At 44.4% G+C, this 25914-nt stretch carries 18 protein-coding genes and 1 pseudogene; 16 read left to right on the top strand and 3 right to left on the bottom strand.

Annotated features, from left to right (window positions below):
- Positions 1 to 32: 32 nt before the first annotated feature.
- The 4 genes from pstB (at position 33) to tilS (ending at position 5278) form a co-directional block, all read left to right on the top strand.
- Positions 33 to 836 (top strand): phosphate ABC transporter ATP-binding protein PstB, encoded by an 804-nt coding sequence (gene pstB, locus N4J56_RS00750; protein WP_317104702.1) that lies wholly within the window; start codon positions 33 to 35, stop codon positions 834 to 836.
- A gap of 333 nt (positions 837 to 1169) precedes the next feature.
- The gene (locus tag N4J56_RS00745) at positions 1170 to 2834 is read left to right on the top strand and encodes a DUF3352 domain-containing protein (protein WP_317104701.1); all 1665 of its coding nucleotides are present in this window, start codon (positions 1170 to 1172) and stop codon (positions 2832 to 2834) included.
- A gap of 173 nt (positions 2835 to 3007) precedes the next feature.
- Positions 3008 to 4126, top strand: coding sequence for a c-type cytochrome biogenesis protein CcsB (gene ccsB, locus N4J56_RS00740; RefSeq protein WP_317104700.1), 1119 nt, complete (start codon positions 3008 to 3010; stop codon positions 4124 to 4126).
- 24 nt (positions 4127 to 4150) lie between these two features.
- The gene (gene tilS, locus N4J56_RS00735; RefSeq protein ID WP_317104699.1) at positions 4151 to 5278 is read left to right on the top strand and encodes a tRNA lysidine(34) synthetase TilS; all 1128 of its coding nucleotides are present in this window, start codon (positions 4151 to 4153) and stop codon (positions 5276 to 5278) included.
- A 104-nt stretch (positions 5279 to 5382) separates the two neighbouring features.
- Here the strand turns inward: tilS and hmpF are convergent, their stop codons facing one another.
- A complete protein-coding gene (hmpF, locus tag N4J56_RS00730) occupies positions 5383 to 6969 on the bottom strand; it encodes a pilus motility taxis protein HmpF (protein ID WP_317104698.1) in 1587 nt (528 codons plus the stop codon).
- Positions 6970 to 7335: 366 nt separating this feature from the next.
- Between hmpF and N4J56_RS00725 the strand changes: the two genes are divergently transcribed.
- From N4J56_RS00725 to N4J56_RS00690, 7 genes and pseudogenes are all read left to right on the top strand, one after another.
- Positions 7336 to 8562 (top strand): response regulator, encoded by a 1227-nt coding sequence (locus N4J56_RS00725; protein WP_317104697.1) that lies wholly within the window; start codon positions 7336 to 7338, stop codon positions 8560 to 8562.
- 597 nt (positions 8563 to 9159) lie between these two features.
- Positions 9160 to 9534: a response regulator transcription factor gene (locus tag N4J56_RS00720; RefSeq protein ID WP_041462305.1), complete on the top strand. Its 375-nt coding sequence runs from the start codon at positions 9160 to 9162 to the stop codon at positions 9532 to 9534.
- A 5-nt stretch (positions 9535 to 9539) separates the two neighbouring features.
- Positions 9540 to 10070, top strand: a complete 531-nt coding sequence (locus tag N4J56_RS00715; protein WP_317104696.1) for a chemotaxis protein CheW — start codon at positions 9540 to 9542, stop codon at positions 10068 to 10070.
- 24 nt (positions 10071 to 10094) lie between these two features.
- On the top strand, positions 10095 to 10646 hold the full coding sequence (locus tag N4J56_RS00710) for a tetratricopeptide repeat protein (protein ID WP_317104695.1): 552 nt from the start codon (positions 10095 to 10097) through the stop codon (positions 10644 to 10646).
- A gap of 170 nt (positions 10647 to 10816) precedes the next feature.
- A pseudogene (locus N4J56_RS40710) lies at positions 10817 to 12402 on the top strand (methyl-accepting chemotaxis protein); the annotation flags it as partial.
- A gap of 360 nt (positions 12403 to 12762) precedes the next feature.
- Positions 12763 to 17025 carry an Hpt domain-containing protein gene (locus tag N4J56_RS00695; RefSeq protein WP_317104692.1) on the top strand — a complete coding sequence of 1421 codons (4263 nt, stop codon included), beginning with the start codon at positions 12763 to 12765 and terminating at the stop codon, positions 17023 to 17025.
- 2 nt (positions 17026 to 17027) lie between these two features.
- Positions 17028 to 18686 (top strand): hybrid sensor histidine kinase/response regulator, encoded by a 1659-nt coding sequence (locus tag N4J56_RS00690; RefSeq protein ID WP_317104691.1) that lies wholly within the window; start codon positions 17028 to 17030, stop codon positions 18684 to 18686.
- A 178-nt stretch (positions 18687 to 18864) separates the two neighbouring features.
- Here N4J56_RS00690 and N4J56_RS00685 read toward each other — a convergent pair whose 3' ends face one another.
- Positions 18865 to 20223, bottom strand: a complete 1359-nt coding sequence (locus tag N4J56_RS00685) for an FAD-dependent oxidoreductase (protein WP_317104690.1) — start codon at positions 20221 to 20223, stop codon at positions 18865 to 18867.
- Positions 20224 to 20569: 346 nt separating this feature from the next.
- On the opposite strand from N4J56_RS00685, the gene N4J56_RS00680 reads away from it, so the two are divergent.
- The 5 genes from N4J56_RS00680 (at position 20570) to N4J56_RS00660 (ending at position 25192) form a co-directional block, all read left to right on the top strand.
- Complete coding sequence (locus N4J56_RS00680) at positions 20570 to 20791, top strand: hypothetical protein (protein ID WP_317104689.1); 222 nt, start codon at positions 20570 to 20572, stop codon at positions 20789 to 20791.
- 517 nt (positions 20792 to 21308) lie between these two features.
- The gene (locus N4J56_RS00675) at positions 21309 to 22997 is read left to right on the top strand and encodes an ABC transporter ATP-binding protein (RefSeq protein ID WP_317104688.1); all 1689 of its coding nucleotides are present in this window, start codon (positions 21309 to 21311) and stop codon (positions 22995 to 22997) included.
- An 80-nt stretch (positions 22998 to 23077) separates the two neighbouring features.
- On the top strand, positions 23078 to 23596 hold the full coding sequence (locus N4J56_RS00670) for an N-acetyltransferase family protein (protein WP_317110550.1): 519 nt from the start codon (positions 23078 to 23080) through the stop codon (positions 23594 to 23596).
- Between the two features lie 186 nt (positions 23597 to 23782).
- Complete coding sequence (locus N4J56_RS00665) at positions 23783 to 24838, top strand: fatty acid desaturase (RefSeq protein ID WP_317104687.1); 1056 nt, start codon at positions 23783 to 23785, stop codon at positions 24836 to 24838.
- A 216-nt stretch (positions 24839 to 25054) separates the two neighbouring features.
- Positions 25055 to 25192: a photosystem II reaction center protein K gene (locus tag N4J56_RS00660; protein ID WP_039714828.1), complete on the top strand. Its 138-nt coding sequence runs from the start codon at positions 25055 to 25057 to the stop codon at positions 25190 to 25192.
- Between the two features lie 127 nt (positions 25193 to 25319).
- Here the strand turns inward: N4J56_RS00660 and N4J56_RS00655 are convergent, their stop codons facing one another.
- A complete protein-coding gene (locus N4J56_RS00655) occupies positions 25320 to 25883 on the bottom strand; it encodes a glutathione S-transferase family protein (RefSeq protein ID WP_317104686.1) in 564 nt (187 codons plus the stop codon).
- Between the last annotated feature and the right edge of the window lie 31 nt (positions 25884 to 25914).

The raw sequence follows: 25914 nt of genomic DNA, 5'->3' as shown, positions 1-25914 counted from the left end.
GATCGCAATATCAACTGTCACGATCTATCTATATGCTATTCAATACCACAACCACGGCAACCGATACAGTGTTACAAACTGATAATCTATCTGTTTTTTACGGTAATTTTAAAGCAGTGCGAGATGTCAATCTCAATATCTATAAAAACAAAATTACCGCTTTTATCGGACCTTCTGGGTGTGGTAAAAGTACCGTATTGAGATGTTTTAATCGGTTAAACGATCTCATTCCAGGGGCGCACATTGAAGGTAGAATCACATTTCAAGAAACAGATATTTACGATCGCCGCGTTGACCCAGTAGAACTGCGTCGTCGCATTGGAATGGTATTTCAAAGACCGAATCCCTTCCCCAAATCAATTTATGAAAACATTGCCTTTGGAGCTAGAATTAACGGCTATCAAGGCGATATGGATGAATTAGTCGAGCGCTCGATCCGTCAAGCTGCTTTATGGGATGAAGTCAAAGATAAACTCAAACAAAGCGGTCTTTCTCTCTCTGGAGGACAGCAGCAAAGATTGTGTATTGCCCGTGCTTTGGCAATTGAACCAGAAGTTATCTTAATGGACGAACCCTGTTCTGCCCTCGATCCAATTTCGACATTACGGGTAGAAGAATTACTGCACGAACTGAAAGAGAAATACACGATTATTATCGTTACCCACAACATGCAACAAGCATCGCGGGTGTCAGATATGACTGCCTTTTTCAACGCTCAAGCCACAGAAAAAGGTGGCAAAATGGGTTATTTGGTAGAATACAACCCAACAGAAGTAATTTTCCAATCTCCCGAACAACAAGCTACGCAAGAATACGTTAGTGGTAGATTTGGTTAAATAATGGTAATGGGTCATGGGTAGTTGGTAGTTGGTGGTTGGCTTGTCACTCTAACTTCTAACTTTCCCATCACTACGAGTAAATTTCCTCGCTCTACTGCTCGATTGAGTATCCTTGACAAAATTGCTGACAATTGCTAGAAGTTTGAAGATTTTTAGATTTAATTTGGACTTAAATTAAAGCATATTGTTTTCTTTAGATGTTGGCGATCGCGTAGGGGCAATGTAGGCACAGAAAAAAATAAACTAGAATAGTGCTTCTCTAGGCTATTTTGAGGGCAAAATCGTTACAGATCTTCGCTCGCCAAGACATCCTCTGTCTTCATTAATCCCATGCCTGAAAAACGTAAACCTTCCCTTCTATTGACTTTGGGAGCTGCTGGCTTATTAATTGGTGGGGGAGCAACTGCTTACTGGGTATTCCTCCAAAGCCAAGGGCAATTAGAAAACCTGCCTGTGGGGTCGAATATTATCCCCCAAGATGCTTTGGTGGCTCTATCTATTTCTACAAATACCCAGCAGTGGCAGCAACTCCAGCAGTTCGGTACGCCCCAAATTCAAGCCCAGCTCAAGACAAATTTAGCCCAGTTGGGCGATCGCCTCCTCACAGCAAACGGTTACAACTACCAGCGTGACATCCAGCCTTGGGTTGGTAAAGAAGTTAGCATTGCCTTTCTGCCACCGCCCATACCAGCGACATCAAACTCATCTCCGCCATCGAATAGCGATCGCCAGCAGTCTCTAGTTATGGTGTTGCCCATTGCCGATCGAATTGCAGCAAAGCGGATTTTAGAGCAACCCAAACCGTCCGCACAAGGCAAAACTCGCCAGCGAAACTATAAAGGCGTTGAGATTAGAGAAACTCAAGGAGCCAAAGCGCAATATTATTCAGCCGCCGTCCTAGATGGGCGTTATTTAATCGTCACAGATCGTCCGCAAGCGACGGATAGAGCGATCGACACTTATAAAGGTGCGGCTGCTTCCCTAAAGCAAACAGCAGGTTACACCAATGCTTTTGAGCAGATTGCTACCAAACAGCGTTTTGCTCAACTGTACGTCAACGTACCCGTAGCTGCGAGAATTGCTGCTGCAAATCCCAGCCGCTCGTTTTCACCCCAAGGTTTAGCTCAGTTGCAAAATAACCAAGGTGTAGCTGCTACTATTAATCTGGAATCAGAAGGAGTTCGCCTCAAAAGTATTTCCTGGCGCAAGCCCGACAGCCAACAAGTATTCGCTGTAGAAAACAATGCGGGCAAAATGCAAAGCCGCCTACCGGCAGAAACATTAATGATGCTCTCAAGCGGCAATTTACAGCGGTTATGGCAAGAATACGCCCGAGAAGTACAATCCAATCCCCAGGCACCTATCCGTCCCCAAGAACTGCGTAAAGGTATAACCTCAGTTACAGGGCTGGATTTAGACCAAGATTTACTCAGTTGGATGGATGGTGAGTTTGCCGTATCTATGATTCCTGCTGCTCCCAAAGCAGGTGCACCAGATAATTTTGCCCTTTCTTTAGTATTTTTAGTCCAAACCAAAAACCGCAATAAAGCCGAACAAGCTCTATTTCAACTCGAACGGGTGATGCGGAGTAAATATCAATTTCAAGTACAAGAAACCAAAATCAAAGATCGTACCGTGACAAATTGGATTGCACCTTACGGCACAGTGGCGACTCGCGGTTGGCTGGATGGAGATGTTGCTTTCTTCACTCTCGGCGCACCTGTAGCAGAACGGCTGATTCCTCAGCCTCAAAGTATTTTAGCGAGTGCCGCACAATTTCAACAGACAGTTCCTTCAGCGTTGAATGCAACTAACGGTCAGTTTTTTCTCGATGTAGAACCAACAGTCAAAGCCTTGCCACTGCCGCAGCTGTTTTCCGGTCAACAAATATTCTTCGACGCTACCCGTTCCATCGGTGTTACCTCCGCCATCAGTAGCGATCGCAGTATCCGCTACGATGTTTTTGTTGCCCTGAAGAAGATTGGGAGTCGGTAGAGGCGGGTTTTCACCAAAATTTACAGCCCTTGCTGTCAATCTATTTGTTAAACCCGCCCGTACGGGAGTCGGGAGTCGGAATTAACTGGTCGCTGGTAACTGATAACTGTTCCCCAGTAGGATCGAAATAAGACTCTCGATGCTTGACAAAAAAATATAGGAGAACGCTGATTATGAATTTGGTTTTACTTCAGAATTGGCTGGACAATGCCTCGTTTGCCGTCCTATTTCTGACAATGTTAGTCTATTGGGTCGGAGCGGCTTTTCCAGGGCTGCGCTTTCTCCCAACTGTGGGTACGGCGGGAATGGCGATCGCCAATTTATGTATTGCGACTCTATTAGGAGCAAGATGGCTGGAAGCTGGGTATTTTCCGATTAGCAATCTTTATGAATCTCTATTTTTCCTTGCTTGGGGAGTAACTGCGGTTCATCTGATCGCAGAAAGTAGCAGCCGTAGCCGTCTGGTCGGAGTTTTCACCGCTCCTGTCGCTATGGGTATCGCTGCTTTTGCAGCTTTGACTTTACCATCAGATATGCAAACCTCTGCCCCCCTCGTCCCTGCCCTCAAGTCTAATTGGTTAATGATGCATGTTAGCGTCATGATGCTGAGTTATGCTGCTTTACTTGTGGGTTCTCTGCTAGCGATCGCCTTTTTAGTTGTCTCTGGTGGCAAGGAAATTGAATTACATGGTAGCTCTGTTGGCACTGGAGGTTATCGACAAAACGGCTATCGCCTCCAGCGCAATACCGATCTAACTCAACTCTCTCCAGCAGTTGCTGCCGATGCTTCTAATCCTTTAATGCTAGAAACTAATGGAAACGGTAAAACTGCTGTTCTCAATGTTGTGACATCCTCTACTCCTGACTCCAGTACGGGCGGGTTTGACAAAATTTTTGGCTCGTCGTCTAAAGGTAGCTCCGACAAACTCACTTCTACGACTGCCGACTCCTTAACTCTCTCCCCCCAACGCCTCAGCCTTGCCGAAACTTTAGATAACATCAGCTATCGCACCATTGGACTCGGCTTTCCCTTACTGACAATCGGTATCATTGCTGGTGCAGTTTGGGCTAACGAGGCTTGGGGCTCTTACTGGAGCTGGGACCCGAAAGAGACATGGGCGTTGATTGCTTGGTTAGTATTTGCTGCCTATCTTCACGCCCGTATTACCCGTGGTTGGCAAGGTCGTCGCCCAGCCATTCTAGCTGCAACTGGCTTTGTTATCGTTTGGGTTTGCTATCTGGGTGTAAATCTTTTAGGTAAAGGTTTGCATTCTTACGGTTGGTTTTTTTAAGTGACAGACAACAAATCAACTAAGATGAGTCGCGCTAACTGGACTCCGCTTCACGCCCGCCTACATCGTACCCTGCGATCGCGTCATCTTTTAGAGAAGCATCAGCGATTGCTTATAGCTGTATCTGGCGGGCAAGATTCCTTATGCCTCGTTCAGTTACTTTTAGATTTGCAACCCAAATGGGAATGGCAATTAGGCATCGCTCACTGCGATCACCGATGGCGTTCTGACTCTCAGGCTAACGCTGACTTTGTGGCGCGACTAGCTCAACGTTGGCAAGTCCCATTTTATTGTCATACAGTCGAGCAGCCTCTACTCAATGAAGCAGCCGCACGACAATGGCGCTATCAAGCTCTAGCGGCGATCGCCCGAACGCATAATTACCCTTCTATCGCTACGGGACACACAGCCAGCGATCGCGCCGAAACCTTACTATACAATTTAATTCGCGGCAGTGGTGCAGATGGCTTGCAAGCTCTAACTTGGCAACGCCCTCTTCATGTAGGGACACAAAGCTATGCGCCCCTACTAGTGCGTCCCCTGTTAGAAGTTACGCGAACTGAAACCGCTCAATTTTGCCAAGAGCGGCAACTTCAGGTATGGGAAGATACAACTAACCTAGACCTTAAATATGCCCGTAACCGCATCCGACAAGAATTGTTGCCCTACATCCAAACCCACTTCAACTCTCAAGTAGAGCTAACCCTAGCTCAAACTGCGGAGCTTTTACAAGCAGAAGTCGAATATCTCGAACGAGCAGCCGATGAGTTGCGACAGCTTGCTGTCGATTGGGAAGACAAAGGAACAAGGGGACAGGGCGACAAGGAAGCAAGGGAGCAGAGGGGCAGAGGGGCAGAGGGGCAGAGGAACAATCCGAAATCCAAAATCCAAAATCTAAAATTCTCCGGCTCCCGACTCCCAACTCCCGACTCCCTCATAAAAATCAACCGCCGCATTTTACAAACAGCTCACATCGCTCTACAACGGCGCGTGATGCGGCAGATTTTGCAGCAAACTTTACGTTGCTCCCCTAACTTCGAGCAGATTGAAAAACTCATAGCTTTGATTGCAGCTCCAAATGGAACGCAAACAGATCCTTTTCCTGGCGGTGCGATCGCCACAGTAGATAAAGATTGGATTTGGTTAAAATAAATTAACATAGTGCAGCATGGCAGAAATAAGTCACCAGTAAGGCGCAAGACAAAATGCATATAGCATTAAGTTTTTGGCTTTTGACTTCTGACTTTTGACTTTTTTTATGAGTTTCTCGTAATTTTGGCGCGAATTTGAGCGATCGCTGCTTGTGGTGGTTCGCTAGCTTCTACGCTCAGTATGCCCGCCACTCCTTGTAATTTCTGTCGCAGTCCATCCAAACTATCTTGTATTGGTCTGAGGATTTCTTCATAAAGATTTATCCTACCGCTACAATCGGCAGCAAGCGATCGCAAAGATAGCAACTCTTGCTGCCAAGTCTGGAATTCCTGCCACTGTCTTTCCTGTTCCTGCACCTGCTGGTCGAGCATTCCTTGCTCTAAGTCAAATCCAGAGCGCATCTGCTCGATTTCCTTTTCTAGCTGTTGCAGTATTAGGGATTGCTGTTGTTTTTGCGACTGAATTTGACTTAATAGTGGATCTAAATCTAATTTATAGTCTTCTTCTCGATTGCCAACTGGAATTCCCTGCCGTCTCCACAAAACAGTTTGGTGTTGTCGTAAAGTTTCTTTGCGATCTTGTAAATTTTGGCGTTGACCCATCAAGGTTTGCAGCAGAAATTCATAACTGTCTTGTTCGTCTTTTAGTTCTGCTTCTATATTCGCCCGTTCCCCGTCGCTGGCAGCTCGGCTCAAGCGCCCCTTGATTTTGTCAATTGCCTGTTGATTGGCTCTTAGTTCCTCTTCTTGCTCGTGAACGAACCGACAAGCATTCTCCCAATCTCGCCGCAAATCTTGTAGCACTTGTTGCAGTTGATCTAAAGGCATTTGTTCCAATGCGGCAGAATCAACTTGCTGGCTAAAGAGAAAATCATCTACGGGTTGGATCAAACGATTCAGTTGCTGCTGTAAATCTTCTTGATGCCGTTGATGTGCGTTGAGGGTTTGAGCATATTCTTGCTTGGCTTGCAGCACCATCGCTTGCGCTTGTAGTTTGACTTTTCGCTGTTCTAGAGATTTTTGTGTTTCCCACCACTGCTGTTGACCTTGCTGTAACCTCTGAGTTTGGCTATCGACTTCTAATTGCTGCTGGTCGATCGCTTGCTTTTGCTGTTCTAGTTTCTGCCAATGTGGAATCAAAGTTACTTGCTGGTTTTCTACCAATTCTAGAACCAAGGTTAGTTCTTGCCTTACTGCTGTGGTCGGTGGTAAGCCTTGAGATAAGCGTTCGAGCAATTCTTCAACTTGGCTAACAGTTGTTTCGTCCAATCCTGCCGACTGGCTGCTCTGTAATCGCCTATATTCCTCCTCGATGTGTTCCAACTCTTCCAAGCGTATTTCCATTTCTTCGTGGCGGCGGGACATCTCATCTCTTTGAAAGGTGAGAGATTCCTTCCACTGCTCGATTTCTTCTTCCTGAAGCTTCGCCTTTTCAATTTGTCGGGAGAAACCACTTAAGATACTGACTAAAGGTCGCCCTGCCTCTTGAATGCGTTGTACTTGTCGATTGGCATTCAAGTCAGCTAGTATCAGCGCTCCAGCATTGAGATTGTTTGCTTCCTCAGCTGCAACAATCTCTTCTCCCTGTACAGAAGACCAACTCTGGTCGGCTCTTTGAAATGCCAGCAGCTTGATTTCTGTTTTCAGACCCATAAAAGCTTTTTGCTTTTGTACTTCTGCTAAATACAGCACACCAGTCGTCCTCTTGATTTACCAATGCCTCAGCTGCGAACCGATCTTGCTTGTAATGTTTGACTCACTTTGGTTAAATCTCCATTGTGGTCAAGACCCCATTTTGGTTCAAGCTAATATCAGCAGGCGCAGAAATATCCGACTCTATTTTGGACTGAGTACAGTCAATGTCACTTCCGAGTTATTGCTTAACTTCTTCACTTCTTCTTGGTTAAATTGTGTTACAAAATTTGCGGCTAGCGATTAGTCGTCATTGGTCATCTGTCATTGGTCAGAGTCAATGTTAGCCAACTGATGACTGATGACTATAAAAGGGAAGAATTAACGAAGGGGTATACGCGATTACATAGGAGCTTCGTCAGCTAAATGCAGGGTAACTTAAGTGAAATTGATATTCGCAGTATTTTACAACTCATTGAATTAGGACAGCGAACGGGGGAATTGTTTGTTGAAGCCTACAGTCCTTCTAGTAACGTCAATCACGCAGATCCGAACTTTGCTCTGCGTCACAGGAGTTCGTATCCGCGATCGCAGTGTTGGTTTATCTTTTTTCTCAACGGTCAAATCATCTATGCCACAGATGGCGATCGCAGTTTATCTCGTCTACGCGATTATCTACGACACTATCGAATCGAGATCGACCTAGAGCAAATTACAACTTCCTCGTTCGCAGCTCATAACGCCCTAGAGTATGCTTATCTTTGGACATTACTAGAAGATTGCGTTCTCACCCCTGCTCAAGCTCGTAGCATCATTCATGGCATTGTGCATGAAACACTATTCGATCTATTGAGTTTGCATCAAGGTTCGTTTATTTTCGAGCGAGGAGTTACCCGATCGCCGCACTTGACAACTTTAGCTAGTGCTGCTTTAGCAACTAAGATCGTGCAGCAGGTGCAGGCATGGAAACAGTTATATCCTTATATTCAATCTCCCGAGCGCTCTTTGACGATCGCCAATCTCAAAGGATTACGTCAAGGCTTGCCAGCAGCAACCGCCAATCGACTAGAGATTTGGATAAATGGTAAAACATCTCTCCGCCAACTAGCACGCTATCTCAATCGAGATATATTAACCGTAGGCAAGGCGGTTTATCCTTGCGTGAAACACGGTTGGATACAAATTCACACACCAAAAATAACTGAGATAAAAACTGATAATCCTCATTTGTCTTCTGGTATCAAAACGCTAACAATCACATGCATCGACGATGCGATCGCTATTTGCCAAACTGTAGAAACTATCCTACAGCAGCAAGGATTTACAGTCATGAGCTGTAGCGATCCGCTTCAGGCATTTAGTCTGCTGTTTCACCAGCCACCAGATTTAATTCTGTGCGATATAGTCATGCCCATACTAGATGGCTACGAGCTATGTGCCATGCTGCGCTGCTCTAATGCCTTTCGGCAAACGCCGATTGTCATGCTAACAGGTAAGGATGGATTCATCGATCGCGTCAGAGCTAGAACGGTAGGCGCAACCGACTATCTCACTAAACCTTTCACCGATAGCGAGTTATTGATGCTAGTAGAAAAACACCTGCATAAGAAGGGTGTGAGGACAAGTCACAACTCACAACTCATAACTCACTAGTCATAAGGCAGAATTAACTACTCATCAATTGCGAGTCCGGTCACTGGTCAGCAGTCACTGGTCACTGATAACTGATAACTGATAACTGATAACTGTTCGCCTCTGTAGATCCACCGATTGCGGTAAGTTTTTAACTTAAATAGGATTAAGTTCTCAGTGGATTTGCGCTTGGATAAACGATTGAGGTAGAGCTAAGTTGATGCTGTAGTTTAGTAATCTAAGATTCTCTTAAAATACTAACTATCCAAATAATTTGTATTGCATCTGAGAGAATGTCTTTTATTGCGTGTATTGACAGCATAAAAACTGTAAAGTCTCGCCTAAGTATCTTATTTGATCGAAGCTCGTGCGAGAGCTTTATCTAAAAATCAGCACTCTTCGAGTTTGCCTACAATTATTTGAGCCATTAACTTATATTTTGCAAGTTCATGCAGGACAAAATTGAAGTTGATTTTACACATATTTATACTAAATTTTGGCATTTTTACAGCTCGATTGTAAAGAAATTAGCTTACTTAATTGATGCATAATTTTTAGTAAACCACGGTGGTCGTGCCCACAGGCGGGACGTTGAAGCCAGGAGGCAAATTAACAGTTATGAGTACAGTGCTGGTCGTGGAAGATAGTCCTACTCAAAGAGAGATTATTATCGATCTTCTTCAGGGGAGTGGATTGACGGTGATGATAGCCACTGATGGTATGGAGGCTTTACAGCATATGCAAGAAGCTTCTTGTCCCGATTTGGTGGTGCTAGATATTGTCATGCCTAGAATGAATGGTTACGAAGTTTGTCGCAAGCTGAAAACCGATCCAAAAACTCAAAATGTCCCAGTGGTAATGTGTTCCTCCAAAGGCGAGGAATTCGATCGCTACTGGGGAATGAAACAGGGTGCAGACGCTTACATTGTCAAACCATTTCAACCAAAAGAATTACTAGCAACAGTTAAACAATTACTGCGAGGGCAAGGGTGAGTGGCATGGTAGATCTGGACTTGTCAATGGGTGCTGACCAAGTTCAAGTTGCGTCAGAATTTCAGCAATTAGAGATTCGGGAAGGAGAACTACACCTACGCTTTTTTGTCACACCCACTCAAGAGCTGGCAATGCCAGCAATTATTGTTCGGGAGGTCGTCTCAGCTCCTCTCAATCGCATTACACCAATTCCCAATACATCCAGCTTACTATTGGGCACGATCAACTTACGCGGACGAGTGATCTGGGTAGCTGACCTCAGCCAAATTTTGGGAGAATCAACAGCCTTAAACACAGAGCGACCAGAAATTCCGGTAATTGCCGTAGAAGAGCAAGAAATACTCTTAGGGTTGGCAGTCGATCGCATTGTCGGGATGGAATGGCTGAGTGCGGAAAAAGTACAGCAGCCTACTCAAGTTGCAAACAGTATGGCTCCCTTTGTCCGTGGTGAGTGGATTTTAGATGAAGATACACATCAGCGTCTTCGACTGCTAGATCACAAGGCAATTATATCGAGCGAACTTTGGGCAGCATGAAATCAAGGCAAGCAGAGGCAGCAAATGACATCAAGTACTAATCACGAGCAGCAATATCAACAAGCTCAAACAGCCTATATTCAAGGCAACTATGAGGAAGCAGCTACTTTTGTCGATCGATTGATCGAAGACTTTCCTGCCGATCCTAATAGTCGCCTCCTACGAGGTCACATTTACTGCGTTCTTCGGCAATATGAAATTGCTAGAGAACAATATCAAACTGTATTACAACTGACACAAGATCCAGAACTGATTGATTGTGCGAAAAACGGCTTGGAGTCAGTTAAACAGTACGAAAGTTCGGAGCAGTATAGTAATGGCAGGATGCCAGCGTCAGAAATTGAAAATCTTTCTTGTTGGGAGCTGACGCTGCTGAACCGCCGGACTACTATGCTACAGAGCAGTCGTCATATTCAGATTCTCCGAAGTCTTTTTCGCATCAATTTGATAGTCCGTTTGCCCAATCGCATCTTGACAGTACAAATGTTACCAGCAGTAGCAATTCTTCTATGCCTTTTGGCAATCCTTTTGTCTGGAATCAGCCAGAAAGCGATCTATCAGAAGATAGTAATTTAGAGTTGAGCCTACCAGATTTGAGCCAGCACGAGCTTTCTCATCCTCACAATTCAGACTTGTCTCACTTTCAAATCGAGCGCGAGTTTTCCGAGCGCTATGGACTTGACACCGAAAACAACAATGTTAGTCGCGCCGAGCGCAATTCAATCGAAGAGTTTGAACTTCCAGAGTCAGCTTCTGAATTGCTAGATTCTGGATTGTTGTCTTCTCCTCTATCAGGAAGTGCGTCATCCTTACCGTCTGCGGACAGTCACAGCGAATTGAACGACCGCACCAGCAACAAGGTAGAACCAGCCCAATTGGCATCGTCCATTCCCAATTTGCAAGCGGATGATACAGGCGCTCGCCACTTATCTGCCAACGGTAGCGGCTTGGTAGGACAGTTCGAGCAAGCTTCTCTGGCGAAAAAGCAATGGCTCACCGCTAGCACTGTCGGTATTACCTCTGCTCTAGTTGTCGCTGCCGTTGGTTTTGGCGGGTCAATGCTACTGAAGGGTGAAAACCAACGTGCAGTACAAGGGACAGGTATAGCCATGGCTCTGGTTGCTGGAGCTACAAGTTTTGCTAGTTCGCGCTTCATGGGACGACTAACACTTAAACAAATCCAGCAAACTACGATGGATCTGCGCGGGCAATTCAACACCGTGCGAACGGGCAATCTTGATGCTAGAGCTACAGTTTATTCTCAAGATGAGTTTGGATTGTTAGCTTCCGAATTTAACGATATGCTACAAGGCATCGCTCAAATTACTACAGAAACCCAGCGCAAAGCACAAGAACAAGAACAGGCTAAAGAAGAATTACAACGGCAGGTGATCCGGCTACTAGACGACGTAGAAGGTGCGGCAAGGGGAGACTTAACCGTACAGGCTGAAGTGACCGCTGATGTTTTAGGAGCGGTTGCGGACTCGTTTAACTTAACAATTCAAAACTAGCAGCTCGACAGGTCAGTCAAGGATCTGCCGACAACGAAACATTTGCGCGGGCACTATCGCAAGACGCTTTGCGCCAAGCTGAAGAGCTAGCAGTTACGCTTAATTCCGTACAAGTGCTAACAGATGCAATTCAACGGGTTGCGGAATCGGCAAGAGAGGCTGAATCTGTAGCGCGTTCTGCTTCCGATACCGCTCAAAAAGGCGGTGAGGCAGTAGAAAGAACGGTAGCAGGTATTTTAGAAATTCGGCAGACGGTGGCGGAAACCACTCGCAAGGTAAAGCGGCTGGCAGAATCCTCACAAGAAATTTCTAAGATTGTGGCACTGATCTCTCAAATCGCTTCGCGGACGAATATGTTGGCACTTAACGCCAGTATTGAAGCAGCAAGAGCTGGAGATGCAGGTCGAGGCTTCGCCATTGTTGCGGATGAGGTACGCCAGTTAGCCGACAGAGTTGCCAAGGCATTGAAAGAAATTGAACAGATCGTGCGGCAAATTCAAAGCGAGACGGGTTCGGTAATGACAGCGATGGAAGAGGGAACTCAACAGGTTATTCAAGGAACAAAACTAGCCGAACAAGCTAAGCGATCGCTGGAAGACATCGTGCAAGTATCCAATCGTATTGATGCTTTGGTTGGTTCGATCACTGCTGACACCGTACAACAAACAGAAACCTCTCGCGCCGTGGCAGCTGTGGTACAGTCAGTAGAGTTAACAGCACAAGAAACCTCTCAGGAAGCTCAGCGAGTTTCTGGCTCTCTGCAAAACCTCGTGCAGGTAGCAGGAGAACTACAGACTTCAGTAGAACGCTTCCGAGTGTAGCTATGGTGTTTTGAATGGTAGCAAAGGGCGATTCCATTTTGAATTTGGAATTTTAGAATGTAATAATCTAAATTCATTAAAGTAATTCCAAAATCAAAAACTTTCAGTTAAATAGTACGAATAATGTTCTTAACTGAGTGTTTAGAATTCTATTTTCGCCCCATTCTACTGAGTTTTGAGTTCAACACGAGTAGGGATGAAATTGTCTATTGCTATTTTTTCACTTATTGTCAAGTATTGATGTATGGCTGCAACCTCAACTCAATACTATCCTCCGCTCTCAAAACTCAAAATAATTTCTTAACTCAAAACTAATTCTCTTACCTGAAAACTTAGAACTCAAAACTCAAAATAATTATTATGCTGCCGGAACAACAACAGCGGATTTTGGGCTATTTTCTCGAAGAAGCCAACGACCACCTAAACACGATTGAGCAAGGTTTATTAAATCTGCAAAGTACGCTTGCAGATTCGGAGATGGTAAATGAAATCTTCCGAGCTGCCCACTCAATTAAAGGAGGAGCAGCAATGCTGGGCCTGAATAGCATCCAGCGTACAGCTCACCGCTTGGAAGACTTTTTCAAAATTTTGAAAGAGTGTCCGTCGATTCAGATCGAGCAAACTCTAGAATCATTATTTTTGCAAGTTTTCGATAATTTAAAAGCACTTTTGGAGCAACTCCAAAATGGCTCTAACTTAAGCGATGGTGAAGCCAGTCGGTTAATGGCAGAAGTCGAACCGGTGTTTGCTGCTCTGGAACATCAACTGTCCGTACTGGTGGGGCAAGCTGGTGGTAGTATGCATCCAGATGAATTATCCATGCCTGCGGTTACTGCGGATGCACAAGCAGCGATCGCTGCTTGTGCATCCGCTTTTGAGTACAGCGTCCCAGAAACACTTAGAGAGTTGTTACAACTATTTAAGCAGCCGGAGACATCTCAAACACGCCAAGAACTTCAGGCGTGCTGTACCCGACTCGCTGAGATGGGAGTGGAATATGACTTATCTGGCTGGTTGACGCTGTGCGAAACAGCAGCAGGAGCGATCGCTAGTACCGACAACTCCTATCGTACTCTTGCTCCAGTCATTATTCGCGAACTCAAACAAGCACAGGAACTCGTTCTGGCTAACCGTGCGGATGAAATTACCATCTGCGAACAATTGCAATCGTTGTCGATTAATACTTTCTTATTAGATTGGGAAGAAAACAATAGCAATAGTTTTGAGTTAAACGAGAATCAGTTTACTGAAAATTCCCTCGTTCTAGGAGCGGATATCTTCACACCTCCTGCAATTGTTGATAATGAAGTCAAAACAGCATTCTCTACAGAAGAACAACTGGACAACTTGTCAGATGATGACGCTCTTAGCAGCTTATTTACTCCCAAGTTGGACAGCAATAATCAACTTTGGCAAGAAACAACCGATCTGCTAGATGTCATCAACGATCGCTCTGATGAGATCTCGCTTCAAGATATTGAATCGCAATCTTCTATTTCTTCTGAAGAGACTTTAGCGCTCAATGATTTATTTACTGAAGCCCAAGATATTTCTCTAAATTCAATTGACGAAGAACCTGTTTTTTTGAATTTGTTTAGCGCTCCGACAGCAGGTTTAGATGACGTTACATCTCTGGAGGCAATGAACCCTACCGATAATTCAGAAAACGTCAATATAAATCAGTTGTGGACAGAGGAAACTCAGAGCTTACCACAGCTCGAAACATCACGCTCCGAAGCTGTTGTCGATAGTTCGGTAGAAGCGATCGCCGATACAGAAATACAGCTTGAATTAGGCAATGAATTCGCTATATCAGATGACTTGATTGCTTTTGTGCCACAAGTAGAATCTGAGTTGACTGAATCAGAGTTTGATTTATCCGCGCTCGCATATCCCGCAAGTGTAACACCAATATTTACAACCGATGCTGATAATGATGTTACAGAATCATTGACCGAATGGAACAGTGGGATTGAAGCAGTAGAATTAAATCGCGATTTAATTCCTGAAATAGATAATAGTTTATGCTTAGAAACTGACAACATTGCTCCAGAGATCGATGAAGGATGGGATGATAGTAATGTAAGGCAGTTAGAACTTGGCTTTTCTCCTATGGAGTTGAGCGGTAATTTGAGTTTTGAGACTGAATCCAGCTTAGAACCACTAACATCAATAACCGATGATAGCAATCCAGACTTCATGGCAGGATGGGATACTGGCAACCAAGCCCTAGAGATGGGTTTCGACTCTACAGAAATGGAATTAGGTGAGAGTCTTGCTTTGACAACCGATTCTAGTTTGGAGCTAGATGAGAGTTGCGGTTTAGACGCTGATTCTAGCCCTAGCCTGGAATTAGGTACGAATCTTGATTTGACAACTGATTCCAGCCCTAGCTTGGAATTAAGTGATGGTTTCGGTTTAGAAGCCGATTCTAGTCTGGAACTAGGCGAGAGCCTTGATTTGACAACCGATTTTAGTCATAGCTTGGAATTAGGTGAGAGCTGTGGTTTAGACGCTGATTCTAGCCCTAGCCTAGAATTAGGTGAGAGTTACAATTTAGCAACGGAATCCAGTTTGGAGCTAGGTGAGAGCTGTGGTTTAGACGCTGATTCTAGCCCTAGCCTGGAATTAGGTGAGAGCCTTGGTTTAGAATTTGAGTCTGGCCTGGAATTAGGTGAAAATTGTGGTTTGGAAACAGAAGCTGATTCCCAGTGGAGTGATAGTAGCACCACATCCATATCGGAATGGGATACTGACACCGAAGCATCCGAATTAGGCTTTGATATTACTGCTGATTTGTTTACTTCTCCCACTTCAGAAGAGATAGCAGTAACAAACATTGATTCTTCTTTCATGCTGAAAGAATCAACAGATGAGATGCCTACAAAAGATACAGCATCAATCGCACAATGGGAAACTAGTAGCAAAACTCCAGAAATAGGCTTCGACTCTACCACGATAGAGTTAGACAACACTCTCAACTTAGAATTAGAGTCCGATCGCGATCTACTCACCAACGAATCACTAACAACAGCAGACGATTTCAGTAGTGCCGAGCTGATGACAGGGTGGGATACTAGCAGTGAAGCCCTAGAAATCGGGGTTGATTCCACGATGATCTTGAGCGACAGTACTAGTTTTGAAGCATCTAACTCAGAGCTATTCACACAATCAGCATCAATACCTGTTGATGACGAAAGTACGACTCCTGATAAGACATTCGATATCGGGGAAGATGAAGAAAATATCACTCCTTGTACAACATGGCATGTTGGGGAAGCCGAACTAGGTTTAGATTTTGATAGCAATCAAACTGAGAACGAAGAGCTTCCCAGCTTTGAACTCGAACCGAGTTTGGAGTTAGGCGATAATTTTAACTTAGTAGCCGAAAACTTAGTAGTCGAAACTTCCACAGAAGATACAGAATCGATCGCATCATGGGATACTGGCAGCGAAACCTTAGAGATGGGCTTTGACTCTGCCACGGTAGAAGAAACGGTAGAAGAATTAGATAATTCTTTCAATCTAGAGTTAGAGCCTAGCAGCAATTTACTCACCGACACATCGCTGACAGCGACAGACGATTTCAGCAGTACCGAACTGATGGTGGACTGGGACACTGGCAGCGACATAGATGATGAGAGTTCTATTACAAGCGCCGTCTGGGATGTTGGGGAAACAAAATTAAGTTTGGCTAGCGATCTCACTCAAACTGAGAACGAAGATATTCTCAGCTTTGAACTCGAACCGAGTTTGGAGTTGGGCGATAACTTTGATTTCATGGCTGAAGTGGCTGAAAGTGATGCCGAGCTATTTTCTACTTCCACTGCGGATATCATCGATGAGAACATTACAGAGCTAATGTCCGTAGTGGAATCTATCTGCCAAGATACAACTGAAAATGAACTCTTGCTAGGAGAAGCCCAAGCAGATTTTCTGGCTGACTCGCAGTTAGAAACAGATGATGATTTTCCCGAACTGAATGCTTTATTGCATGAGGAAGAGTCAGTCACAAGTGCGATCGCCACGGCAGAAGCTTTATTAGATTTAAGCTCATCTCCAATCGTACCTGCGATCGAGTCACCTACTACCACGCCTCCCAGCAGTGATGATGACTTTGGCGACTTAGATTTACTCTTGCAGGAAACTCCTAAAGTCGCGGCAGCTACTACCACAGCTCCAAGCAGTGATGACTTTGGCGATTTGGAACAGCTATTACAGAATCCGGCGAAAACTACCAACGTAGTTACACCTCAACCAACCCCAGCAGCACCTCAAGCAGCAGCTGCGTCCCCTAGCCCTCGCCGTCCCGCCTTCGAGCAGATGATGCGCGTGCCAGTCAAGCAACTAGATAGTATTGGTAATATGGTTGGGGAGCTAGTTGTATACCGGAATAGCTTAGAGCAAGATCAAGAAAGGCTACGACAGTTCCTCGACAACTTGCTACACCAAGTCCAGCAGTTGGGTGATGTGGGTACGAGGATGCAGGAACTATACGAGCGATCGCTCTTAGAAGCATCCCTACTCAATAGTCGTCAGGGAGGAAAACTAATTTCAGTTCCAGATGGCAATTCTTCCTCAGTAGAGGAAGAATTGCCACTGGAGTCAACTTTGACGCACTAGAAATGGATCGCTTTACAGGCTTCCATACCTTAGCGCAGGAAATGATCGAGTTGATCGTCAGGGTACGCGAGGCTTCTTCAGATATTGAATTTGTCACGGGTGAAACCGAGCAAGTAGCGCGCAACTTCCGCCAAGTGACAACCCACTTGCAAGAAGGTATCACGCGATCGCGAATGGTTCCTTTCAGTCAAATTGCCGAACGATTGCCTAGAGCCGTGCGTGATATTGCTCTCAAATACGGTAAGCAGGCAGAACTACAAGTAGAAGGCAACGAGACTTTGATTGACAAAGGGCTTTTGGAGCAACTCTACGACCTCATGACCCACTTAGTCAACAATGCGATTACTCACGGGATTGAAACCCCAGATGAGCGAACTGCTACAGGCAAAGCTGCGGCTGGCAAAATTACAATTCGCGCTTTTCACCAAGGCAATCAGACCGTAATTACCGTCAGCGATAATGGAGCTGGTATCGATCCAGAAAAAGTGAAGGCAAAAGCGATCGCAAATGGGCTAATTACTCCAGCAGAAGCAGATAGCATGGATCGTTTGGATATTTTTAACCTGATCTTCCAACCAGGTTTTAGCACCAAAGAGCAAGTAGACCAATTTGCCGGACGCGGTATTGGGATGGATGTGGTGTTGACTAGCCTCAAACAAATGCGAGGTACAATTCACACTGATTCCACTCTGGGCAAGGGAACAACCTTTACAATTCGTCTACCTCTAACACTGAGTATTTGTAAAGCACTTTGTTGCGTGAGCGATAAGGCTCGAATTGCATTCCCAATGGACGGTGTGGAACAGATGATAGATATTCCCGTGAATGATATCGTCGCTAACGCAGAAGGACAGACTTGCATTCCTTGGCGCGATTCTTTGTTGCCATTCCGACCCTTAAAAGAATTGCTTGGTTACACTCGCCAATTAGGTAGAGGTAGCATTTATGGCAGCAGCCGCGACGATAACGCTATTTCAATTGTGATTCTCCGTTCTGCCGATATATTCTTTGCGCTCCAAGTTGACCAAGTGTTAGGCGAACAAGAAATTGTCATTAAACAATTTGAAGCACCTGCACCCAAGCCAGCAGGAATTGCTGGTGCTACAATTTTGGGGGACGGTCGGATCGTGCCGATCGCAGATCTATTGGAGTTAATCGATCTATCTGTAGGACGGATTCAGAAAGATGGTAGAGGTACTGTTTGGTCGCCCAGACATATTCCTGCACCACCAATACCAGCAGCGCCAGTTAAAACAGAACCATTAGTACTAATTATTGATGATTCGATTACCGTCCGCGAGCTGTTGTCGATGACATTTACCAATGCTGGCTATCGCGTGGAACAAGCGCGTGACGGTCAGGAAGCTTGGGACAAGCTCCGCGATGGTTTACCTTGTGATTTAGTTTTCTGCGACATTGAAATGCCAAGAATGGATGGCTTAGAGTTGCTATCGCGGATGCAAAAAGAGGAAAGATTGAGTCAACTACCAATAGCCATGTTGACATCGCGGGGTTCCGACCGTCACCGCCAAATGGCACTGCAGTTAGGAGCTAGCGGCTACTTCACTAAACCATATTTAGAAGAAGCATTGCTTGATGGCGCTCAGAGAATGCTCAAAGGTGAGGTATTAATTGCTGTTAGTAGTGCTAGTAGCATGTAGGCAATTGAGTTAGTTTCAGTTTGCTAGAAGAGATGTGCCGTAGCACATCTCTTTATTTATGTGTAGCAAAAAGTAGAGATAACGAATTTATACTCTCTTCTTCAGCTTCCTCAGCTTCCATTTTCCGAGAAAGGCTTTTCCCTACTCCCTGCTCCCTGCTCCCTGCTTTCTGGTATCCTTACTCATCTCCTAAATCTTTCCAGAACTGTTGCTTATTAAATGTATATTGCGATCCTAAAAAAGCGACAATTTTTTCAGTGTCGTATTCGGCATTTTGCAAGCAAGTAGAAGCACCAGGAGAGGGAGTTATATTAAACAAAATATTTTCTCCAACTATTTTGGCTTCCCCCATTTCAAGGTGCTTAGTTTTTGTATTAACAATTTGGGGTCTAATTCCGCCATAACCTTCAGCAAATTGTAATTCGCTCAGTTGTAAAGACGGAACAATCTTACGTGCTTCTCGTAAAAATAGTCTTTTACCGACTAACGGTAGATCGTAAATTAAATTCCTCAAAATATATTTGAAAATGGTTGTATCTGATAGTATATTTAAGAAACTTATAATAGCATTGATACTGAATCCTGCTGTTTTAAAATAGTCTAAAACAGTAGCATATTTGCGATTCTCTAATAGTAAAGTGACTTTGGCAGGGGGACCAAACCTAGTCAGGCTTTGGTCATGCACTTCCGGATCTCCATGAATAGCAGCAAAGGGAATTTTTTTCATTTGTACGGTGTATACTTTGCCATTTAAAACACCTGGTGAGAAATAAAAATTTCCAGCTACGTTCAAAAGGGCATAATCTTTTCCATAACCTAGGGTTTTGGCAAATAAAAGACTATATGCTCCAGTGGCAAAAGCCACAGTTTTCGCCGAAAATGTTCCTCGATCGGTTTGTATATAGTATAAATCTTGCACTTTTTTGAGAAACTTAACTTTTGTTGACATCATAATGTCAATTGTTTTTTCAGTTTTAATTGAGTTTTGCAAAAACGAGCGAGACAATGCCTGAAAATCTACTGTATAACCAGCTTCAGAATATAAAGCTATAATTTCTTCGTCGGGCTTTCTATCTTTAATAACATTAGGTTCAATTGCCTCTATTTCTGGTTTTTGAATTAATTTTAATTGCGGAAATAACGATTGAAACTCTCTGTATCTATCTCGCAGTTCTTGAACTTGCTTTGCTCCAATAGCTAAGACTAATTTATGGTACTTGCTATAGCTTTTTTGGCTGGTGTCGTTTCTTAAAAGATAGTTTTTGACTAAGGTTGCAGCTCGATTCACTTTTTGAGCTTTTTCTAGAGTATAGTTAGTTTCTATATCGCCAAAATGAAGCGTTTGGCTATTCATTGTTTTATGAGAATTGCATAGACCAACTTCTGATTCTTTTTCTACTAAGAGAATCCGCTCTACATTAGTGTACTTACTTAAGCTATACAGCAAAGCAGTTCCAGAAATACCAGATCCAATGACAGCTACTTCATAAGGAATATTTCCAGATTGCACTGTCTGTTTGTCTCGCTCTGATAACATTTGTCAGCCGTTGCGATCGCTCGTCATAATAGTTATTCTTTCATGTTAATTCATAGAGATATATTCGACACTCTACCAAAATGCTGCTATTTGTCATTGGTCATTGGTCATTGGTCATTTGTTAAATAGCTTGATTGTTGAATGGCTTGATGCTAGAAGCACTCTGAGAGCGCGAGCCGATCGCCCAAATGTGAATACTATAGTCATGCGAGGTATTTAGGAAGGACTCTGGCTCGGCTCGCCCTTGGCTCAACTTCTGCTACTCGCTGCTTGAGTAACTAGCGATTTGAGATCGCAGCTACACAAACACAACTCACAAGACAAGGGTAAAGAATATCGATTTCCTGTGAGTTCGCTGCTTGGGCGGAAAAAAATTCAAGCTGTAAATTATCCGTCGATCTGGCAGCCGGAGCGGAGAATCGCAACTGCTGCCACTAGACCGTTGAGTTCAGCCACTTTAAGTAGATTTAAGGCTTTACTAGCTAACGGTCACGTCTCTCATGTCGTTGTTTTCTGCCTTCTGCCGACAGTCAAATCTCTCCCTTCTCGACCCGTCCACTGCCAATAGTTTTACCAGCTTAGTTTGTTACTCAAATCTTAAATTTTGCTTTAACTAGATTCAGAACGAACGTTTCTTTTGGTAAAGTAATTTATAAGGATATTTTTATAATAGTAATATTAATGAAAATAAAATCTGAAACTATATTTCTATTATTAATATAGTTTCAGATTAACAGGAAGGCGATCGCAGGGCAAGTACTTTTCTTAATTACGATTGCAATTCGCGATTTACCTTTTGGTTTCGGGCATCAGTAGGAATCTTACGTGAGTGCAAAATAGATTTAAAAACTAAGCATTAACTCGACTACGACTAGCTTTTTGTTAAAAAAATAACTTTTTTTCTAGCTAACTGTAGTTCAAATAGTTACATACCCGATAAATGTTCTCAACAGAGGTAGCAGAAGCTATAACTTTTATTGCCACTAGTTGCAGTCAATCTACATAGGAGGCTAAGAGTTAGAAGCTAAAATTTTCTGGCTCCCCGCTCGTCGATCGCTGATAACTGATAACTGATAACTGATAATATGAGCCAAGCGCTACTTTGTATCGACAATCTCAAAGTTGCCTATCCACACCAAAAAGATAGGGAGACTCTGCAATGGGCTGTCAACGGAGTTTCTCTGACGCTGCAACGGGGCGAACGCCTGGGACTGGTGGGGGAGTCAGGTTGCGGTAAATCGACTCTAGGGCGGGCTGTAATGCGCTTGCTACCAACCGCCAGCTGTGTGAATGGCAAAGTGATGTTTGAGGATAGATCGGTATTAGATTTCACACCTACCCAGATGCGGCAATTTCGCGGGGAAGCAGTAGCACTGGTATTTCAAGATCCGATGACGCGCCTCGATCCGCTGATGACGATTGGCAAGCACTGCGTGGAAACTTTAAGGGCGCATCAACCCCAACTCTCAGAACGAGAACTAAGGGATAAAGCGATCGCTACTCTCGCCGCCGTGAATATTCCCGAAAATCGCTGGCATCAATACCCGCATGAATTTAGCGGTGGAATGCGCCAACGGGTGGCGATCGCCCTAGCGTTGATGCTCGATCCCAAACTAATTATTGCCGACGAACCAACAACTAGTTTAGATGTAACCGTAGCGGCGCAAATCTTAAAAGAACTGATGCGCCTATGTCGCGAGCGGGACATGGCTTTGTTATTGATTTCTCACGATCTGGCACTGGTGGGAGAATACTGCGATCGCATTGGCGTAATGCACGATGGAGAATTAGTCGAAACTGGTTCCTCCCAAACAGTATTTCGGCAACCCCAACACGAATACACGCGATCGCTCTTACAGGCGGCTTTGCATATTCATGGGGAGCAGGGAGTAGGGAGCAGGGAGCAGGGAGCAGGGGAGCAACTACCAATTCCCAATTCCCAATTCCCAATTCCCAATTCTCAATTCCCAATTCTCAAAATTACCGATCTTAAACAGCATTACAGCTTAGAACGCAATTTTATCGAGCGGTTGTTTAAAGCTGAAGACCAGACAATTAAGGCTGTAGATGGAATAAATTTGGAACTTTTCCCTGGGGAAATTTTGGGATTAGTTGGGGAATCGGGCTGTGGTAAGAGTACTTTATCTAGGACAATATTACAGCTAGTTCGCCCTACATCAGGAAAAGTAGAGTGGCAAGGCACGGATTTAACTACTTTATCGCGACAAGATCTACGCCTTTCTCGCCGACAGATGCAAATGATCTTTCAAGACCCCCATGCTTGTCTTAATCCAACAATGACAGTGGGACAGAATATTGCCGAGCCTTTGTTCATTCATCAAATAGCTAATCCTGCGGAAGCAAAAGAGCAGGTCATGGCAATGCTGAAGCGAGTCGGACTAACTCCACTAGAGAATTACTACAGCCGCTATCCTAGCGAACTATCCGGCGGACAACAGCAGCGAGTAGCGATCGCCCGTGCGTTGATTACTCGTCCGCGACTGATAATTTGTGACGAACCTGTCAGTATGCTTGATGCTAGCATCCAAGCTCAGGTACTCGATTTAATGCTGGAATTAAAGCGAGAGTTCGATCTAACTTATTTATTTATTACCCATGACTTATGGGTAGCTCGATTTTTATGCGATCGCATTGCTGTGATGAATAGCGGTCAGATTGTTGAAATCGATACTACTCAAACTATCTTTAACAATCCTCAGCATCCTTATACCCAAACGCTATTGGCATCTGCACCTTTATTAGGGAGTCGGTAGGGGTGGGTTTGGAAACCCACCCGTACGGGAGTGGGAAACGCAAGCGTTGTGCGCCCAAGTGGATGAGGGGTGAAAAGGTGATGAGAACGATTCGCGATGCAGTGGTTGCCGATTTGTCAGAAATTGTCGCGATTTATAATGCTGCAATTCCCGACCGATTAGCAACAGCCGATCTAGAACCCGTATCTGTAGAAAGCCGCACGGATTGGTTTTTTGCCCATTCTCCGGTGGAGCGTCCGATTTGGGTATTGGAAATTGATGCAGCTATAGCTGGCTGGCTGAGTTTTCAATCTTTTTATGGACGACCAGCTTATAAAGCAACTGCGGAGGTGAGTATATATGTTGCTCCTAGCTATCGTCGCTGTGGCGTGGGACGACAATTGCTATCTTACGCGATCGAGCAAAGCCCCAGCTTGGAGTTAAAAACACTATTAGGCTTCATTTTTGCCCATAACCATCCCAGCATAGAACTATTTGATGCGTTTGGCTTTCAGCGTTGGGGTTATTTACCCCAGGTCGCCAATCTTGACGGTGTAGAGCGCGATTTGGTCATAATGGGAAAGCAAATTCAGTTATCAGTGAAGCAAGGGAGCACTTAGCAGGGAGCAGGGAGCAGTTAATTTCGACTTCTGACTTGCGAATGCGCGACTTCATCTATGATAAATGCCCCTTTTTCTAAGATACTTAAGGTTGATATAATTCCGAAGCAGTTTGATCGCAAAACTATCAGCACGCTATCAACTTAGTGGTGTGTTAGCAATTGGTATCGTTTCTTACAGGTGTTCATGACTACACTGATTCCACAGCCTCAACAACCAACTTATGGTTCCTTCAATACTGAAATACGTCTCAAATATATCCTCAAAACCATACCCAAGGAGTGCTTTCAACGGGATCGCCTGCAAGCATGGTCGCAGGTATTCATTAATATTTTTATGGTTGTGGTGGGTTATGTAGGTTTAGCGATCGCGCCATGGTATTTGTTACCCTTTGTTTGGATCTTTACCGGTACAGCGTTGACCGGTTTTTTTGTGATTGCCCACGATTGCGGACATCGTTCGTTTGCTAAACGTCGTTGGGTTAATGATTTAGTAGGACATACGCTACTACTACCGTTAATTTACCCTTTCCATAGCTGGCGCATCTTACACAATCACCACCACTTACACACTAATAAGATAGGTGAAGACAATGCATGGCAACCTTTTCAACCAGAGTTTTATGCTAGTTTAGGTTCCCTTGGACAATGGGGCTATCGACTGATGCGGGGTGAATTCTGGTGGATGGCTTCTACCTTGCACTGGGGAGCATTACACTTTAACTGGACTCGATTTGAAGGGAAACAGCGCGAACAGGTCAGATTTTCGGCAATGTTAGTCATTGTTTTTGCCGCGATCGCATTTCCGCTACTTTTTGCTACTACTGGCTTCTGGGGAGTCATCAAATTTTGGTTTATACCTTGGTTGGTTTATCATTTTTGGATGAGTACTTTTACTCTGGTACACCATACAGCAGTAGATATTCCTTTCTATCATCCTCATGAATGGAATGCAGCGCGATCGCAGTTGTCAGGAACTATTCATTGTAATTATCCCCAATGGGTAGAATTTCTCTGCCACGATATTAGCGTCCATATTCCTCACCACATTTCGACTGCAATTCCTTCCTACAAACTGTGGCAAGCTTATCGCAGCCTACAACAAAACTGGGGTGAGTATTTACACCCGGAATCTAACTTTTCTTGGTCTCTAATGCAGGAAATCACGTCTCAGTGTCATATCTACGATCCTGACAATTGCTACCAGTCTTGTCGGGAATTTCGTTTAGGGAATAGGAAATAAGGACAAGTCAGAAGTCAGAAGTCAAAACTGAGGAGAACTGAGGAGATAGGAGACAGGTGACGGTTGTTAGTTGTTGGTAAACGCTGCGACTCCGTGAAGACGGTTGATGATTAACTACTCTCTGCTCCCTACTCCCTAATAACTGACAACTGATAACTGATTCATGTTAAGATGCATGTCAATTCTGAAAGCTGTGTTGAGAAGGAAAATTTAAGTATGGAAGCCGCATTATTGTTAGCAAAACTACCGGAAGCATATTCCATCCTAGATCCTCTAGTTGACGTTCTGCCCTTGATTCCTCTATTTTTCTTGCTGCTAGCTTTTGTTTGGCAAGCGGCTGTTGGCTTTAGATAAGCTAGGGCTAAACGCAGAGCTAACTCTTAATACGTGGAAGCAGGGTAGGCATCGTCTACCCTGCTATTTTTTTCAGATGAATTGTTCAACAAATTTTAATGAGACAGACTTTGAAGGCTACTTTTCTTCATCCACCACGGCGAGAGCCAATTGACTTTTGAAATGCCGGACGTTCGGCGAGTCTTTTGGCATAGCTAACAACTGCTGAGTATTCGCTCAGATCTAGCTTTAGCATGATGGGAATGTAACTTAAGATAGAGCCGACTGCGACATCAGCTACACTAAACTGTTGACCGAGCAAATAAGATTGCTGCTCCAGAATTCGATCTAGGGTAGTCATCAGACGCGGCATTTCACGATCGCGGTTTGCTTCAACAAAAATTCCTGGTCCTAGTGTGGCATTAGCAAATAAAATCCATTGGCTCAGCTGAGCGCGTTCTTCTAAAGACAGCTCAGCTTTTTCATATTTGTCGGCAAGATACGCCAGAATTGCACCAGATTCCCACAGTCGAACATCTCCGTCTACAATTGCTGGAACTTTACCAAAGGGATTGATAGCAAGATATTCTGGCTGGAGATGCTCTCCTGCTTTCATATCCAGCATCACAAATTCGTAGGGAACTTCTAGTTCTTCCAGGTACCATTGAACGATCGCGGCACGGCTAAAAGCACCACCATAAAGCTTAAGCATGTTGGAAAGATTAAAATACTGTTACAAAACT

It is taken from the genome of Chroococcidiopsis sp. SAG 2025 (assembly GCF_032860985.1).
Classification (GTDB): Bacteria; Cyanobacteriota; Cyanobacteriia; order Cyanobacteriales; family Chroococcidiopsidaceae; genus Chroococcidiopsis.
Note: the sequence above shows the minus strand (reverse complement) of the source record. Positions and strands in the feature narration are given on the sequence as shown.